At 63.0% G+C, this 15,382-nt stretch carries 16 protein-coding genes; 7 read left to right on the top strand and 9 right to left on the bottom strand.

From position 1 onward, the window contains the following. Positions 1-5 precede the first annotated feature (5 nt). Together G6N54_RS29110 and G6N54_RS29105 are read right to left on the bottom strand one after the other, a co-directional pair. Entirely contained in the window at positions 6-1,163 is a 1,158-nt protein-coding gene (locus tag G6N54_RS29110) for an acyl-CoA dehydrogenase family protein (protein WP_163794265.1), read from the bottom strand. A 3-nt stretch (positions 1,164-1,166) separates the two neighbouring features. Then, positions 1,167-2,384, bottom strand: coding sequence for an enoyl-CoA hydratase-related protein (locus G6N54_RS29105; protein ID WP_163794263.1), 1,218 nt, complete (start codon positions 2,382-2,384; stop codon positions 1,167-1,169). Positions 2,385-2,577: 193 nt separating this feature from the next. Between G6N54_RS29105 and G6N54_RS29100 the strand changes: the two genes are divergently transcribed. Then, positions 2,578-3,339 carry a hypothetical protein gene (locus G6N54_RS29100; protein WP_163794261.1) on the top strand — a complete coding sequence of 254 codons (762 nt, stop codon included), beginning with the start codon at positions 2,578-2,580 and terminating at the stop codon, positions 3,337-3,339. 6 nt (positions 3,340-3,345) lie between these two features. Here the strand turns inward: G6N54_RS29100 and G6N54_RS29095 are convergent, their stop codons facing one another. Beyond that, positions 3,346-4,080 (bottom strand): hypothetical protein, encoded by a 735-nt coding sequence (locus G6N54_RS29095; protein ID WP_163795098.1) that lies wholly within the window; start codon positions 4,078-4,080, stop codon positions 3,346-3,348. A gap of 61 nt (positions 4,081-4,141) precedes the next feature. Continuing rightward, on the bottom strand, positions 4,142-5,215 hold the full coding sequence (locus G6N54_RS29090) for a DUF7065 domain-containing protein (RefSeq protein WP_163794259.1): 1,074 nt from the start codon (positions 5,213-5,215) through the stop codon (positions 4,142-4,144). 178 nt (positions 5,216-5,393) lie between these two features. Here G6N54_RS29090 and G6N54_RS29085 point away from each other — a divergent pair, with 178 nt between their 5' ends. The 4 genes from G6N54_RS29085 to G6N54_RS29070 are packed head-to-tail and all read left to right on the top strand — an operon-like array spanning position 5,394 to position 8,543. After that, entirely contained in the window at positions 5,394-6,524 is a 1,131-nt protein-coding gene (locus G6N54_RS29085) for a phosphotransferase (RefSeq protein WP_163794257.1), read from the top strand. Positions 6,525-6,541: 17 nt separating this feature from the next. Beyond that, positions 6,542-7,777: a cytochrome P450 gene (locus G6N54_RS29080; RefSeq protein ID WP_232073159.1), complete on the top strand. Its 1,236-nt coding sequence runs from the start codon at positions 6,542-6,544 to the stop codon at positions 7,775-7,777. A gap of 40 nt (positions 7,778-7,817) precedes the next feature. Continuing rightward, entirely contained in the window at positions 7,818-8,216 is a 399-nt protein-coding gene (locus G6N54_RS29075) for a hypothetical protein (protein ID WP_163794255.1), read from the top strand. 30 nt (positions 8,217-8,246) lie between these two features. After that, on the top strand, positions 8,247-8,543 hold the full coding sequence (locus G6N54_RS29070) for a hypothetical protein (RefSeq protein ID WP_163794254.1): 297 nt from the start codon (positions 8,247-8,249) through the stop codon (positions 8,541-8,543). Between the two features lie 36 nt (positions 8,544-8,579). Here G6N54_RS29070 and G6N54_RS29065 read toward each other — a convergent pair whose 3' ends face one another. The 5 genes from G6N54_RS29065 to G6N54_RS29050 all read right to left on the bottom strand — a co-directional run bounded on the left by G6N54_RS29065 (position 8,580) and on the right by G6N54_RS29050 (position 12,569). Next, positions 8,580-9,206 (bottom strand): TetR/AcrR family transcriptional regulator, encoded by a 627-nt coding sequence (locus tag G6N54_RS29065; RefSeq protein ID WP_163794252.1) that lies wholly within the window; start codon positions 9,204-9,206, stop codon positions 8,580-8,582. Between the two features lie 116 nt (positions 9,207-9,322). After that, positions 9,323-10,201: a spirocyclase AveC family protein gene (locus G6N54_RS29060; RefSeq protein WP_163794250.1), complete on the bottom strand. Its 879-nt coding sequence runs from the start codon at positions 10,199-10,201 to the stop codon at positions 9,323-9,325. A gap of 216 nt (positions 10,202-10,417) precedes the next feature. Next, positions 10,418-11,455, bottom strand: coding sequence for an LLM class flavin-dependent oxidoreductase (locus G6N54_RS29055; RefSeq protein WP_163794248.1), 1,038 nt, complete (start codon positions 11,453-11,455; stop codon positions 10,418-10,420). 83 nt (positions 11,456-11,538) lie between these two features. Continuing rightward, complete coding sequence (locus G6N54_RS30900; RefSeq protein ID WP_232073157.1) at positions 11,539-11,871, bottom strand: alpha/beta hydrolase; 333 nt, start codon at positions 11,869-11,871, stop codon at positions 11,539-11,541. Beyond that, entirely contained in the window at positions 11,844-12,569 is a 726-nt protein-coding gene (locus G6N54_RS29050) for a hypothetical protein (protein ID WP_232073155.1), read from the bottom strand. The genes G6N54_RS30900 and G6N54_RS29050 overlap by 28 nt, the downstream gene beginning before the upstream one ends. Between G6N54_RS29050 and G6N54_RS29045 the strand changes: the two genes are divergently transcribed. Together G6N54_RS29045 and G6N54_RS29040 are read left to right on the top strand one after the other, a co-directional pair. Next, positions 12,568-13,503 (top strand): PEP-utilizing enzyme, encoded by a 936-nt coding sequence (locus G6N54_RS29045; RefSeq protein WP_163794246.1) that lies wholly within the window; start codon positions 12,568-12,570, stop codon positions 13,501-13,503. The two genes, G6N54_RS29050 and G6N54_RS29045, sit on opposite strands and share 2 nt — an antisense overlap. Positions 13,504-13,573: 70 nt before the next feature. Further along, positions 13,574-14,635: a phosphotransferase gene (locus G6N54_RS29040; RefSeq protein WP_163794244.1), complete on the top strand. Its 1,062-nt coding sequence runs from the start codon at positions 13,574-13,576 to the stop codon at positions 14,633-14,635. Positions 14,636-15,382: the final 747 nt, after the last annotated feature.

Here is a 15,382-nt window from a genome sequence, read left to right as displayed (position 1 = left end):
CCTTTCTAGTAAGACCGCGGCAAGCCGAGTGACGCGTGGGCCACGAAATTGAGCACCATCTCGCGACTCACCGGCGCGGTGCGCATCAATCGAGTGACGAACCACAACTCGGAAAGCCCGTATTCGTGCGACAGACCGTTGCCGCCGTGGGTTTGGATCGCCTGGTCGAGCGCCTTCAACGCGGCCTCGGAGGCCGCGAATTTGGCGATGTTCGCGGCCTCGCCGGCGGGCTCGCCGGCATCGAACAGTTCCGCGCTGCGCAGCGTCGCCATCCGGCCCAACTCGACCGCGATGTGGCATTCGGCCAGCGGATGGGCGATGCCCTGATGGGCGCCGATCGGCGTCGACCACACACTGCGTTGCCGCGCGTAGTCCGCGGCCTTGCCGATCGCATATCGTCCGATTCCGCTGGACAGCGCTCCGACCAGGATCCGCTCCGGGTTGAGGCCGTCGAAAACCTGGCGAAGACCGTTGCCGGCCACCCCGATTAGGGCTTCCTCGCCAACCGAGACATCGTCGAGGTAGACGGTGAACTGTTTGTCCGGTGAAACGATCGAGGTATCAATGGGCGCAAAGGTAAGGCCCGGACTGTCTGTCGGCACCGCGAACAACGAGAGTCGGTTCTGTTGTGCGGACGAATGATCCGCGTCCCGGGTGACCAGCAGTATCGCGTCGGATTGGTCCACCGCCGAGATATAGTACTTCGATCCCGAAATCGTCCAGCCGGTTTCAGTGCGTTTGGCGGTGGTCTTGATGTTGTGGCTATTGGATCCCGCATCGGGTTCGGTGAGGCCGAACGCCATCTTCTTGGTGCCGTCCGCGATACCCGGCAGCCACCGCTGCTTCATCTCGTCCGACGCGTGGCACGCCAGGATGCTCCCGCAGATCGCGGGCGAAATGACCCAGATCAGCAGCGGCATCCCTTGCGCAGCAAGCTCTTCCACTACCACCACGGCGTCAGACATCCCGCCCCCGCCACCGCCGTAATCTTCGGGCAGGTGCAGGCCGAGCAGCCCGGCGGCACCGAGGTCCTTCCACAGCTCCTCGATTCCCCCGCCGGTACGTGCCCGCTCCAGAAAGTAGGCAGGGCCGTACCGACCGGCAATCCCGGCAACGCTGTTGCGAATCGCCTCGTGCTCGGGCGAATCACTGATCAGTCCCATCTCCTAGCCTCCCGTGAAGCGCGGCGCGCGCTTGGCCCGAAATGCCGAAAGCGCGACTGCGGCATCGGCGGTGTTCGCGGCGGCACTTAGTGCGTCGGTCTCCGATTTCAGTTGCGTTGCCAGGTCGTTGTGCCAGGACTCGCGCAACAGTGTTCGCATTTTCGCGAACGCTCGGGTGGGGCCCTGCGCCAACTCGGTGGCCAGCGCCAGGGCCCGCACCCGCAGCTTGTCGGCGGGCACGATCTCGTTGATCAGCCCCCACGCCAGGGCGTCGTTCGTCTCGATCGGCGTATTGCGCAGGTACGCCTGGGCCGCGCGGCGCGCGCCGATCAGGCGCGGCAGGTGCCAGGTGCCGCCCCCATCTCCGGAAAGACCAAGGGCGGCAAACGCTGTCAGGAACTTGGTACCCTCGGCAGCGATGACCTGTTCGGCCGCGTACACGTAGCCCAAGCCGCCGCCCGCGACGGTCCCGCGGGCCGCGGTGACGATAGGCGCGTCGATTCCGCTGAGTATGCGGAAAGCTTCGTGGAACGGTGTGGTCATCCGCTCCAGCAGGTCACCGTATTCCGTAGACGGATCCGAGGGAAACGACTTGATGTCGCCGCCGACCGACAATGACGGCCCGTTACCGCAGATCAGCACCGCGCGAACCGACCGATCGTCCGCGATTCGCCGTGCCACGACTAGAGATTCGTTCGCCATCCGCATGTCGATTGCGTTGCGGTCCTCGGGTCGGTTCAGGCAAACTGTGGCCACCCCATCGGTGACGTGGTAATCGATTGTTTCCAGCGACGATCGCTCGTCGAGCGCGTCGGCCCACAGTGCGCTGTCGGTCAGCTGATCAAGCGACGTCATACGCCCGTCCTCGGCAAAACCGATTACGTGATGAAAAGCCGCGTCGAGCTTTTTGCCGGAGCGGCGCGCCTGGCCGCGATAGCGGCCCGCCACCAGCAGACGGCCGTCATCGAGGGCATGAAATGTGTCCGGATACGCCGCGACGTCGTAGTGCCGACCCAGTTCCCACCAGAATTGCCGGCGCATGGCTTCCGGCCCGACGTGCTCGCCTCCCAGTCCCAGCGGCAGACCCGTCGTGGCGCGACCGATGAAGTCCGGATGCAACAGCTTGCCCAGCGTTTCCCGGTCGCCCGCGGCCAATGCACGGTACAGGCTGCGAATGGCGGCGACGTTGGCCTCCCACGGCGTCGACGCGTCAAGCGCCATGGCTTCCATTTCCCTTCGGATGAACGGCACCAGCTAGTTATTTAAGGCTCATTAGACATGCATTAGACCAGCTAAAGAGCATTCTATCCGCACCCTAGCAGATTTTTCTAGTGCTTGTTAAATTAATTCTCTCGGCCGCGGCCGGCAAGTGATCCCATCGACGCGACTCACGATCCGACACTCGGGAGGCACGATGACAACGACAGCGCGACACACCACGGTTGAGAATGCCCGGACGACGAGCGCCGACTACACGACCCTTCGCCTCGGCCTATGGTCCGTGTGCGTGTACGCGGCCCTGGGCCTGCTGGGTTTCGCGGTGTTCGCCGGTTTCTGGCCGCCGCCAGGACAGCAGCTGGACGCCTCGGCCATATCTCGCTACTTCCAAACTCACCACACCGCCATTCAGGTGGGGATGGTGTTGATGATTGTCGGCGCACCCTGCTACTACACCTGGAGTGCCGCCATCTCCAAGTTGATCGGTCGCATGGAAGGACCGACGGGGATTCTTTCGACCACCGAGCTGCTAGGTGGCTTGATGACGGGCCTCGTCACAGCTGTGCCGGCGGTAGTGTGGCAGACGGCGGCGTTCCGAGCCGAAGCTCGCTCTTCGGAAACCGTGCAGACGCTATACGACTTCGGATGGCTGTTCTTCGACCTGACCTTTATGTTCTCGCTGCTGCAGAGTGTGGCACTGGGTTTCGCGATACTGCTGGATCGTCGTGCGCAACCACTGTTTCCGCGGTGGGTCGGCTACTTGTGCTTTTTCACTGCGGCGCTTTATATTCCGCTGAGCCTGGTGCCCTTTGTCCGGACGGGTCCGTTCGCTTGGCAGGGCCTGCTGAACTTTTGGGCGGTGTTCGTGATGTTCTTCGTCCTCATTGCTGCCGTCACGCCCTACGCGTTTCGCGCGGTGCGCCGCCTTGAACAAGAAGACCTGGCGCACGTGAACTGAACGCCCTCAACGCGAGATTGTCGCGACTTCCCGAGGTGGCGCGGCAGTCGCTGTGGTGGCCTGACTCTCCTGCCTGATCGCCCTGAGTAGCCAGAACGCGGACACGTTGTACCACAGGGCAAATAATGTCAGTGGCAGATAAAGCGCGAAGACACCGTTCCAGGCCAGCGGGCCGTGGTAGAAGAACACGATCGCACTCGCGGGAAACATGCTGATTGCGAACCACAGGCTCAGATATCCGACCCAGCGCGGGATGACAACAGTCGGATACATCAGCACGCTGAGCGCGAACGCCCCCGCTTGTACGAAGAAGAAGGGCCAACTCACGATCCACGAGATCCAGGCGAAGTCGTTGAGCGCCACCATAATGTCTCCGGAATGTCCGGCGCGGTAGGCGACGGTCAGCCACAGAAATGGCGACAGGCCAAAGAACACGGCGCCGGCCCCGGCCGAAATAGCCTGCACGGCAGTGAGAGCCGGAAAACGGCCCTTCTCCATGCGCAGCATCTGACCCGCAATGGCCACACCCCACGGCACATACAGGGCGGATGCGACCGCGCAGATGGACATGCCCGCCAGAATGCGGAAATGTCGTGCGTGGAAGTAAGCAGCGACGATGTTGTCGCCCCAGTCTGGCGCCGGTGGTGAGATGAAGCCGGCCACCGGCACCAGTCCCAGCAGGTAGAGCACAAAGAATCCGTACCCGCTGGATAAGCAGATCAGTTGATTTCTCGTCTTCATCGACAAGCTCCCGCTTCCTCTGAATATGCTGCAGTGGAATCGCTTTCGCACATTCCGGTGTTCATCGCGCGCCGTAGGGTGGATAGTCGGCGGATACCGGAAAGCAATTCAGCAACCCTGGGTCCTCAGCGAGGAGCCGGCGCCAATAGCGCCGATAGTGCCTGAAGGACATGAAGTCCTGGTCGTTGCCGTAGACGGTCTGACCGTCGTACTGCCACCGCACCAGCGACCACCAGTTGAGGATGTCGCTGTTGATGGACCATTTGAGCCAATTCAGGCTCTGCCCCTCTGCGTGCAGCTCCCGACCGAGCTCGTCCACGGCGTCGATCACTTGGGTGAGCACCCGGCCGTCTCGACCGCGTTCCGCACGCCGGGTGCCCCCCAAAATTCGGGCCTTGATGCCGTCGCGGACGTAGAAGCCCGTCGTGACCGTTTCCGTGGTGCCTTCGATCGGGTCCTCATCGAACGTGAGCGAAGTCTGCGGGTCATAGAGATGCCATGCGCTTTCCGGACCCGCGAAGACGTACGGCCAGCCGGCGCGCAACGGGTCGGCCACATCGGCGTGACGGGGTCCCCAGCCGCGGTCACGCAGCGCCCCGCAGTCGATCTTGATTCGTTCCCCATCGATCTCGAGATCTCCGGTGAACCAGCCCGATTGCTCGTAGTGACCAACGGAGAAGTCGCCGTCTTTCTTAACCCAGTTCTTGATGCCGGCGTCCTCATCCCGACCCTTCGCCAACTTCATGTAATGCGGCTCCGCCATGGCCGTCCACGTCAGATCGAATTTCACACCATGGCGGTCATACCGGAACCGGTATTCCTGTTGGGCCTCGATCATGCGGCAGCTCAGAGAGTTTGAGAGTTCGAAGTTGAACATTTCGGTCCCGTTCGGGATCGCCAAGTGTTGGTCCCAGCCGTAGTACAAGCAGTTGTATACGTCCTCGCCAGAGTGGTCCCACACGGCCGGGCCGGCAACCACCAGATTCATATTCGGTCGCCAGTAGAAGTAAATGAACCCCGAGAGGTTCCGCTCGGGCACGTTGAAGCCGAGCAGGCTGTTCTCGCTCCAATATGGATCATCGCTACGAGGGTGGAATTGCTCGTCAGAAATGTCGATTGTGTCGGTCCAGCCCACGTTCTTCCTCCTCGTTGCGGTCCACGCCTCGTTCCCGCCGAGCGCGCATTGTGATTGACACCATACCCCTAGTCGTACATCATGTTCGAATGCGATGTTCGATACAAGTGCGTGCCTCCGTGAATCTCTGGGCACGACTACCGCAGGCGGTGTCTGTCATCAGATGGGGAGGCCGCGGATGAACGCCGGCTCGCTGCCGCGTGACCGGACGACACACGCCGATGTCCAAGTTCCTCCCGTTGCCAATATCGAAGAGCTGAATGTGGATTGGTTCAGACGGGTACTGGCCGGCACGGGCCATTCGGCCGCGACCGACCTGTCGGAGGTGGCCCTGGAGCCGGTATCGGGTGGCCTCATGGCCCGCATGGTTCGCGCGGTGCTGAGCTACGCAAGGCCGGGATCGTCTCCGGAATCTCTGCTGGTGAAATTCCCAACAGACGATGCCGGCAGCCTTGGTGTCGCCCATGCGATGAGCATGTACGAACTGGAAACCCGCTTCTACCAGGACATCGCTCCTCTTGTCCCCGACATGGGGCTGCCGAGGTGTTACCTCGCGGAGCTCTCCGATGACGTCAAGAGGTTCACGCTGGTCCTGGAGGACTTGAGCAGCGAGTTCCAAGCCGGCGACGTGTTAAGGCCAAGCAACGTCGACGAATGCGCACGTGCGCTCAGGGAACTGGCGACATTTCAAGCACCACTGTGGAATTCGAGCAGACTATCGACTCTAGACTGGATCGCCGACCCCGCCCGAACGATCGGGGTTTTCGATGCGTTGCCCGCCGGGCTACCACCGTTTCTCGCCCGATTCGGCGACCAGCTGGACCCGGCTCACGTCACGCTGTTCGAGCGTGTCATCCCGCATGCGGGAGCGTGGGTGCGCAGCTGGAAAGCACCAACAGTGGTGCAGCACGGCGACTTCCGCAGCGACAACATCATGTTCTCGATCGATCCAGGTAGCCAGCGCGCTGCGGTGATCGACTTCCAGACAGTCCGACTCGGCCCGCCCGGTGTGGACCCGGCTTACTACCTTGGATCAGCCCTTACGACCGAGGATCGACGCACGGCGGAACGCGACCTGATCGCCGAGTACCACGAACACCTGTTGAGTTGGGGCGTGGCAGATTTCGGCTTCGACGCTTGCTGGGACAGCTACCGCAACGGCGCCATGTATGGCGTCCTGCTGTTCGTGGGCATGGCGGGTCAGGTGGCATCGACGGAACGCGGCGACCAGCTGATCGTCGACCAAATCCGCCGCTACGCCGAGATGGCGCTCGACCTTGACGCACCCGCGGCAGCCGGCCTGATCTGAAACGAAAGGCACACTTCATGACCGAGACCGCTCAGGCTAGACCGTCGATGATGGACGCGTTCCGCAGTACGTGGGACACCTGCGAACTCTTCGCGCAGTTGCGACGACACGCGCCAATCATGCACGTTCCCGAGGTCGACGCGTGGGTCCTGAGTCGATACGACGACATCCTGCCGATCATTCAGGACGTCGACCACTTCGGCTGCATGCCCGACGACCTCGTCGGCGAGGTGCCCGATGAGCTCAAAAGCGCCCTGCCGCACGGCTATGCGCCCTGGCAACCCGCACTGGTCAACACCGATCCGCCGCAACACACCCGTATCCGAAAATTGGCGACCAAGGCGTTGACGCCGAACGCGGTGCGGGCGCGCGAGGGTGCTATCAAGGAAGCCGCTGACGGCCTCCTCGACGCGATCCAGCCCGAGGGGCACGGTGACCTGATGGACCGCTTCGCGACCCCGATGCCCGTCCACGTCCTGATCAGAATCCTCGGGGTGCCGGCCGAGGACCACCAGAAATTTCACGAGTGGACGCTGGGCATCACCGAACTGTTCGTCCCGACCATCTCCGAGCAGCGCCGGTTGTATTTGGCGCGTGAGCAGGTCGACTTCAGCGACTACCTTATGGATGCGATTACACAGCGTCGCAGGTCGCCAAGCGACGATCTGATCAGCGGCCTGATCCTTGCCCAAGAGGATACCGAAAAAAGCTTGACCGACCGCGAAATCCTCGGCGTCGTCGGACAACTCGTCATCGCCGGATTCGAGACCAGCGCAGGCGGTATCGGCTTTGCCCTCTACAAACTCTGCGAGGATCGCGAACTGCTCAACCGCGTCCGGTCCGACTTGTCATTGGTGCCCAAAGTCGTGGAGGAGTCGCTGCGACGACTGACCCCGGCACGCGGCATCGTGCGTCGGGTCAAAAAGGATGTCGAGATCCGCGGCCATCAAATCCCGAAGGGCACCAACCTCTTTCTGCTCGTACAATCGGCTAACAACGACGACAGCGAGTTCGAGGATCCCGCGAAATTCAACATCGACCGCGACGCCGCCGAAATGCGCAAGAGCGTGCATTTCGGTCTCGGACCGCACAACTGCATCGGGAAGTGGGTGGCCAGGCTCGACATGCGAGTGGCCATCGAGACCGCGATTACGCGGCTACCGAACCTGCGCCTCGCACCGCAACAGGAGATCCGGGTACAGCAGGGCATGATCTTCCACCGCCCAGAGCACCTGCAATTCGCCTGGGACTGACGGGCGATTGGCCGATCCGAATCAAAGGAGATTGCTTGGCATGAACGTCAACTCACGCGTGATTGGCGTATGGAGTGCCGCCGCATTCTTCGTGGTATGGGCTGTGGGATATATGGGGTTCGCTCAATGGGTGCCGCCACTGTCTCCCTCGTTGACCGCACAGCAGGTTGCGCAGCTCTTTCACGAAAGATCCGTGCCGATCCGCGTCGGCATGGTACTCATGAGCCTCGGGGCTGTCTTGTACTTGCCGTGGACGGTCACGCTCTCCTCGCTCATCAAGGATATTGAAGGAAAGTCGTTCTTCTGGGCCGCAACTCAACTGGCGGCGGGAATCGTCTCCATGTTGACGTTTATGTTGCCCGCGTTCTTGTGGACGGCCGCCGCGTTCCGCCCCGAACGGAATCCCGAGATCACCCAGGCGCTCAGTGATTTGGGCTAGCTGCTCTTCATCACGCCGATCGCACCGTTCATGCTGCAATACATCACATTAGGTATCGCGATCCTCAAGGACCGGCGACCGCAGCCCGCATTCCCACGCTGGGTGGCCTATCTTCAGTTCTGGGTGAGTCTTTCGTTCGTTCCGGCGGTCATCGCGTTCTTCGCCAAGAACGGTCCGTTCGCGTGGAACGGGCTCCTCGTCTGGTGGATACCGTTGACCAGTTTCACGGTATGGTTCGTCCTGATGATCATTCTGGGTCGCAGGGCTGTGCTCATGCCAGCCGTACCGGCCGCAGAACACGGGGTGGCGGCCGCGCTGCCGGGTTGACGACTGTCGGCCCGGTTCCGCCGCGGTCGCGATTTCTCAGCGAGTGCCTTCATACAACGTCTGCCAAATGACCGAAGTGGCACCATCGAGCGCGGATTCGCTCATGGCGCCGTCCTGCCCGATCAATTGGTTGAGGCCTCTCTCGAACATCCAGGCCAGCCACGGGGTCACGGCTGCTAGATCAATATCACTACGGATGTATCCGTCGCGCTGCTGGGGAATGAAGTTGCGGTTCATGTCCTCGCATCGGCGTGCCATGACCGCGGCGTATTCCTCCTGCACCCGGGGATCGTAGGCCGCAGCCTCAATGACCGCCGACATCATGCGACCGTGCTGGCGATACGCGGCCGCCAAACGAGCGAGCGCCTTGCGCAGATCGGCGCGGGTGGCCGCAGGCGGCAAATGAAACCAGTCGTTCGCCGCATCACCAACCGCCTTCGTGACGCGCTCCATCAGCTCGATCATGAGCGCGCCTTTGTCTACGAAATATACGTAGAAGGTCGAACGGGCAATGTCGGCCTCGGTGATCAACTGCTCGACGCTGATCTCGGAAAAAACCGCACCTTCCGCAAGCAGGCGTTCCACTATCGCGAATAGCCGGTTGCCGATCGCCTCACGGCGTTCCGCCCGGCTTTGCTTCGACCTACGCGTCACCGTTGGCATCTGTAACAGAGTCCTCGCTGCTTCGTCTGGAAGCGCCAGTCTAGCTCCGGCGACGTCAATTCATCGCGCACAGACTCTGTTTCAGTCGAATAGTCCCGAATCGACGAGAGTAAGGCTTAGCCAGGTAGCAGGTATGTCGGCAGGTGCGCCTTCGATCCTCCGATGATGCCCAGCCAGTTGAACGGCAGGTGATAGATCAAAATAGTTGCGGCACAGCAGAATCCGATGGCCGCCAAGGTGCGTACCGTCGACTGAAGCGCCGGGCTCCACCGCTGGAATCCGCGCTCGACGGGCGACAGTCCATCCGGGGAGGTCACGGCCTGCAGACGCATCCAGGTGTACAGCAGCCCGAGCGTGGCAACCAGGAACGACTCGTAGAGCGGGAATTGGAATTGGCTGCCCGCCCAGAGCGTGAACGGTCCGTAGGTTTGGGCGTAGGCGTACCCGTGGGTCAACCGGATGGCCAGGTTCTCTACGACGAAGTCGAACGCGAACTCGCCGACCCACACAATGGCCAGCAGCGACACATTGGAAAGCTGGGGCCAACGTGAGCGCAGCGCGAAATAGGCCGGGCAGCCGACGATTGCCACGCCCGCGCAGAAGTACACGTACATCGGCGGTCCCCACAGCAGCGACTCCGCGTAGCGCGACGAGGCCGCCGGGTTGTGGAACGGCAGATACGCGGTCCAGACGCCCATATTGACGTTGTGCGCATTCCACGCGAACAAGTACGTATAGCAGTTCAGGAAGGCGTCCGCGACGAAGGCCGCCACGCCACCCAGGACGAACTTGCCGTCGAGGCTCAAGGAACCGGTGCGACGCCAGGGCGTCACGACGTAAGCCCAAATCAGGTACACCAGCAGGGCCATGCTGAGTCCCTCGAAGATGCGCAATGACACCAAATTCCACAACGGCATCCGATCCTGGCCCACCAGTGGCGCCGGCGCGAAATCATCCGAAGTTATCCATCGCGCCAGTGCCTGGAGCGCGATCAAGAGCCATACGACAGCGATTGCGGCCCATACCGTTACCCCACCGCAGCGGGACGGCTATGCGGCCGTCGCACCCCCGCGCGGACCGCCTCGCCGAAGCGTCGATACGGACGCCACGACAACCACCTCCCTATCTTTGAATCAAGATTAAACAGCAGGTCGGCGGAGGGTCAACAACGCATAGACAATGCATACGTACTCGGTGTCAACCTCCCAGCGTTAGGCCAACTGCGGGATAACCTCGGAGCCAATGAGCTCGACCATGTCGCGGTATTCGTTCGCAGGCTGGCCGCCCATATCGAGGTAAATCAAGTTGGTGTCGCTGGTCAGCACATCCGACCAGGCGTTGAGCCGTTCAGCCACCTCCGCCGGGCTGCCGACGATCGCGGGTCCTCGGGTGGTGAGGAACTCGAAATCGAATGGCTTGGTGACGAAGGGCGGCGGGTCGGGGTTTACCCGGGGAATCACGGTGCTCATCAATTCGAAGTAGGCCCGGTAGCGCGGTTCCCACCGCTCGCGTGCCGCCTGGCTCGTCTTGGCGACGTTGACATGCCAGCAGGCGCCGATGCGGGGCTCGCGCGGGTGGCCATACGAGGCGAACTTCTCGCGGTAGCTCTCGACCACCGGCTTGAACATCTGTGGGTTACCGAACGCCGAGGGCAGCATCAGATCCAGGCCCAGTCGCGCGGCCAGGTCCGTCGACGATTCCGACGCTCCCCCGCCAACCCACAGCGGCATCGCCCCGACCGGAACGGGCTGAAGGACGAATTCGCTGATCGGGGGCCGGTGGCGGGAACCTGCCCAACTGACCTCCTTACCGGCCCACAACTCGGCGAGCAGCTCGACGTTCTGCGCGAACAACTCGTGCGAGTCCTCCAGCCGCTGCCCGAACAGCGTGTAGGTGGACACGAAGAAATCGCCGCGACCCACGACGACTTCGCAGCGTCCACCCGAGAGGGCATCGACCGTTGCATAGTCCTCGGCGACCCGGATCGGGTCCAAGTTCGCCGCCAGCGTCACCGCGGTCGACAGCCGCAACCGCGACGTGCGTTCTCCGATCGCCGCCAGGACCACTGGTGGCGCGGACGTCGTGTACTCCAGCCCATGGTGTTCACCGATATGAACGCCCTCGAATCCCGCTTCGTCGGCGACCGCGGCCGCCTCGACGATCGCCCGGTGTCGTTCGGCGGCCGTGGCGGTGAACCCGGTGACCGGATCGGCCACCACGTCACCCAGCGTCATCAGACTCAGCTTCATGTCGGGCTCCTTCTGTGCCGGATATCAATCTTTGTTGGGTTATCGAACGGCGCGGGAGGCCGGCTATCTTCTTGTCGGAGTGGTCAATTCACATCGAAACCGTGGCGATGCAGCCAGTCGTACACGTTGTCGGCGGCCCCGGACAGATGCGAACGTTGGTCCGTGCCGGTGAAGTAATGGTTGGGATCCGGTAGGTCGACCCGCTCTTTGTCTTGGTGACCGATAGCCTCGAACACCTGCGCCTGATGGCTGGTCGGCACCGCGTCGTCGCAACCGTTGACGACCATGAGCACCGGCACCGAAACCCTCGGTGCGGCGTCGCCCGCGTCCACCTGCGCCGTGTCGAGGCCCCACTGCGACAGCCAACTACGTGCGGTGGTGAACCGCATCAGCGCGCCGGGGCTGGTGTTGGCCACCTCGGGGTCCCCCAGATAGCTCCACCGCGGCGGCGCCCATTCGGTTCGATCGTGGGATCCAGCCAACGCGGGTCGGCCATCGTTCCGTGGACCACGAACGCGTGCTCGGCCTGGGGCCGGCCGGCGTCGCGGAAGTCCTGCAGCTTCTGCTGCGCCAACGCCGTGATTCGGCGATTGCGTTCGCGTTGCCGGTCGCGGTAAGCGGCCAAGAAGTCGGCCGAATACGGCGGCTGATTGGGATTCGCCGGGTCGTACAGGTCGAATTCGGCGTCCCGGTTGCGCTCGGGCTGCAGTTCGTCGGTGATCGAGGCGTCGAGAAATTCGGTCAGCAAGCGGTGTCGGCTGCGCGGCGCCGCCAGCAACATCACCGCGTCGGCCGCCGGCAGCGCGGTCTCGGCCAGCGACGACGGTTCCCCGGCCGCGGTCTGGGTAATCGTGGGCTTCTCAGCTTCCGCCTGGTACCCCATCATCGGCGATCCCCCACCGCTCCAGCCGGCCAGCACGACCCGGTGATAGCCGAGTCGTTCGCGGGCGTCTCGCACGCAGGCGCCAAGGTCGACCAGGTGGTTTTCCATTTGCAGCGCGGAGTCGCCGACCGAATAGCGGTTGGCGTAGCCGATCACGTGAAGTCCGGTGCGGGCCAGTTCGGAGAACAGCGGAAGATAGGCCGGTGAGCCGATCGGATGCGACGGCGGCATGGAGGAGTCCGCCGTCGTCGCCGACGTACGCGAGCTGGCCGGCGGGCGGCTTACGGAGCCCGAGTTCGTGCGCCGTCATGGCTACCATGGCCGCGGTGAGGGCGACGTGTCGAGCCGCTCCTGGCGGGAGGACCTCACCCCGATCCGAGCCCTAGCCGAGTCGTACCGCAAGTCGGGCGCCGATCCGCTGGCCAACGCGGAGTCCACCCGGCTTTCCAGGACAAGCGCCGAACACCAACTGCGGGAAAGCCTTTCGCGGTCGCAGCGTCCGGTGGTCGCCCCGATGCTCGCGTTGACGCGCCGGTTCGTGCTGGGTCGCGAGGTTGGCAAGGCCGGCTTCCTGTTGGCGATGGACGGGATGCGAGCCGGCGCCCGGACTATCGGCGCGTCGTTGGCCGACGAAGGCGTGCTCGACGATGCCGAAGACGTGTTCTTTCTGACCCTCGATGAACTGCTAGCCGACCCGCGGGCTGAGCGCGGCGACATCATCGCCGAACGTCGAGCCCTTTACACCCGATACCGCGGCCTGGACCTGCCGCCGATCTGGCAAGGCAATCCCACACCGGTCTCGCTGGAAGGCGTCGAGCCGTCGGATGAGCGTGTCGACGAGGTCTCGGGCATGGGGGTCAGCCCCGGGACAGTCGAAGGAATAGTGCGCGTCATCCACGATGCCGACAGCGACCAGGCCGACGATTTCGAACCCGGCGACATCCTGGTGTGCCGAATCACCGACCCCTCGTGGGCCCCGCTACTGTCGGTTGCCGCGGCGGTGGTGATCGACATCGGCGGGTCGCTGTCGCACGGCGCCATCGTCGCACGTGAACTCGGAATCCCTTGCGTAATAAACACTGTGGACGGCAGCCGGCGGCTGCGCACCGGCGACCGAGTGACCGTCGACGGCGACACGGGCACGGTACGAGTGCAGCCATCGTAGTAGCGCGGCGGTCGGTGAGGCTTGGACGGGCCAACGGCTCCGGGAAAAAATCCCACGACAAGGAGCACGCATGACGGCAAAATTGCGGCGAGAAGCTACCCTGCCCATGGCCGAGGAAGACCTGACACCCGAATTCCTCAGTCAGGCACTGGGACATACCATCGCCGCGCTGGCGCCGTCCGGCGCGATCCGAGGCACCGGAACAAAACTTTTCTTTGACGTGACCTACGTCGACCCAGACGCCGACGGCCCTTCCAGTATCTGCGTCAAAGGCGGCTTCGGCGAACAGGTCCGCGCCTTCGGAGTCGCCGAAGCCTATGTGTTGGAAGCGATCTTCTACGGCAACATCGCCGCGCGCACCACATTGCGGCTGCCGACCTGCTACTACGCTGCCATCGACAATAGCCGCTCCCAAGGCATCGTGATCCTCGAGAACCTGCGCAACACCGGGTATACATTCGGCGAGCCGACCCAGCCTTGGACACCTGATGCCGTCGCCGCGGGCCTCGAGCAACAGGCCAAGTGGCATGCCGCAACCTGGAACACGGCAGCTGACGCACAAGGCCTCGGTTTGGCCGTGGGATCAACCTCGGTGCGCGGCGCGGCACCCGTACTGTTTTCCACCGAACACGTGCAGCGACAGCGTTTGGTGCCCGAACTTACTGCGCTGTCTGCCCACCTTCCCGACGCAGCGGGATTCCGCCTGGCATTTTCGACCCTATGGGCATGGGACGACAGCCAGCATCTCTGTCTCGCGCATGGCGATGCCCACGTCGGCAACACCTTCCTCGACACCTCTGGCGCTCCCGGTTTTCTCGACTGGCAATGTCCCTGTCTGGGCCCCTGGAGCTATGACGTCGCGTACTTCCTCGTCGGTGCTCTCGAGATCGCCGATCGCCGAGAACACCAGGAAGAACTGTTACGCGGCTATCTCAAGAACCTGAAGGCCCACGGCGGACCTGACTTGTCGTATGAAAAAGCCTTCGAAGCCTACCGACGCAGCAGCCTGCACGGAACGTTCTGGGCTCTGACACCGCCGGAAATGCAACCTATTGACCGGGTTTCGGTCATGGCCGAACGGCACGTCGCTGCCGTCGTTGACCTGGACACATTCGGTGCACTGGGAATCTGATTTCGGGTGCGAAACAAGCCATTGTCGGCACTACAGGAGGCGAATGCCGAGCCGACGATTTCTGACCCCGCGCCGTCCGACGCCGGGAACGGTGTCCAGCCGCGGGCGGCAACGCGACCCGGAAAGTCGGAATCCCTTGCACCATTAATGACTGCGGACGCCGGCCGGAGGTCGCGATCTGAAACCGCGCGATCGTCGACGGTAACGCAGGCTCGGTCGGGCGCACCGCAGTGGTTGTCGCCGAGCGATCTCCCGCACGGTCGCCTACCGCCGGCCGGATAGGTCCGCAACATCGCAAAGGTCATCGCGACCACCCAGACGAAGAAGAGTATGACCGGAAGGTACAGGGCGAAAAGCCCGTTGTAAGCGAACGGCCCTGTCTTGAAGAAGGCGATCAACGCGCCCGCCGAGATTTGCATCGCGAGCCAGATGCACAGATATCCGGACCACCGCGGGAATGGCGCTTCGTCGGGATCCTTGAACGCGGCGAGTGCGATCGCGATAAACCAGACCGTGAAGGGCGGCCAGGTGAAGATGAAGAGAAAGTAGGCCAGATCGTTGCTGTATCGCACAATCTCGGGCGGGTAGTCACCGGGACGAAACGCGGTGAGCGCCCATATCGTGCATGCCAGCACGACAAAAACACTCGCGACCGCGACGGAGACGACCTGGACATAGGTGAGAAAGGGGCGCGCACCCTCCGCCGGCCGTGTCTGCGCCGCGATCGCGCCGCCAAACGGGCCGATG

The organism is Mycobacterium stomatepiae (assembly GCF_010731715.1).
Taxonomy (GTDB): domain Bacteria; phylum Actinomycetota; class Actinomycetes; order Mycobacteriales; family Mycobacteriaceae; genus Mycobacterium; species Mycobacterium stomatepiae.
The sequence above is the reverse complement of the archived record's forward strand: the minus strand, read 5'-3'. Positions and strand labels throughout refer to the sequence as shown.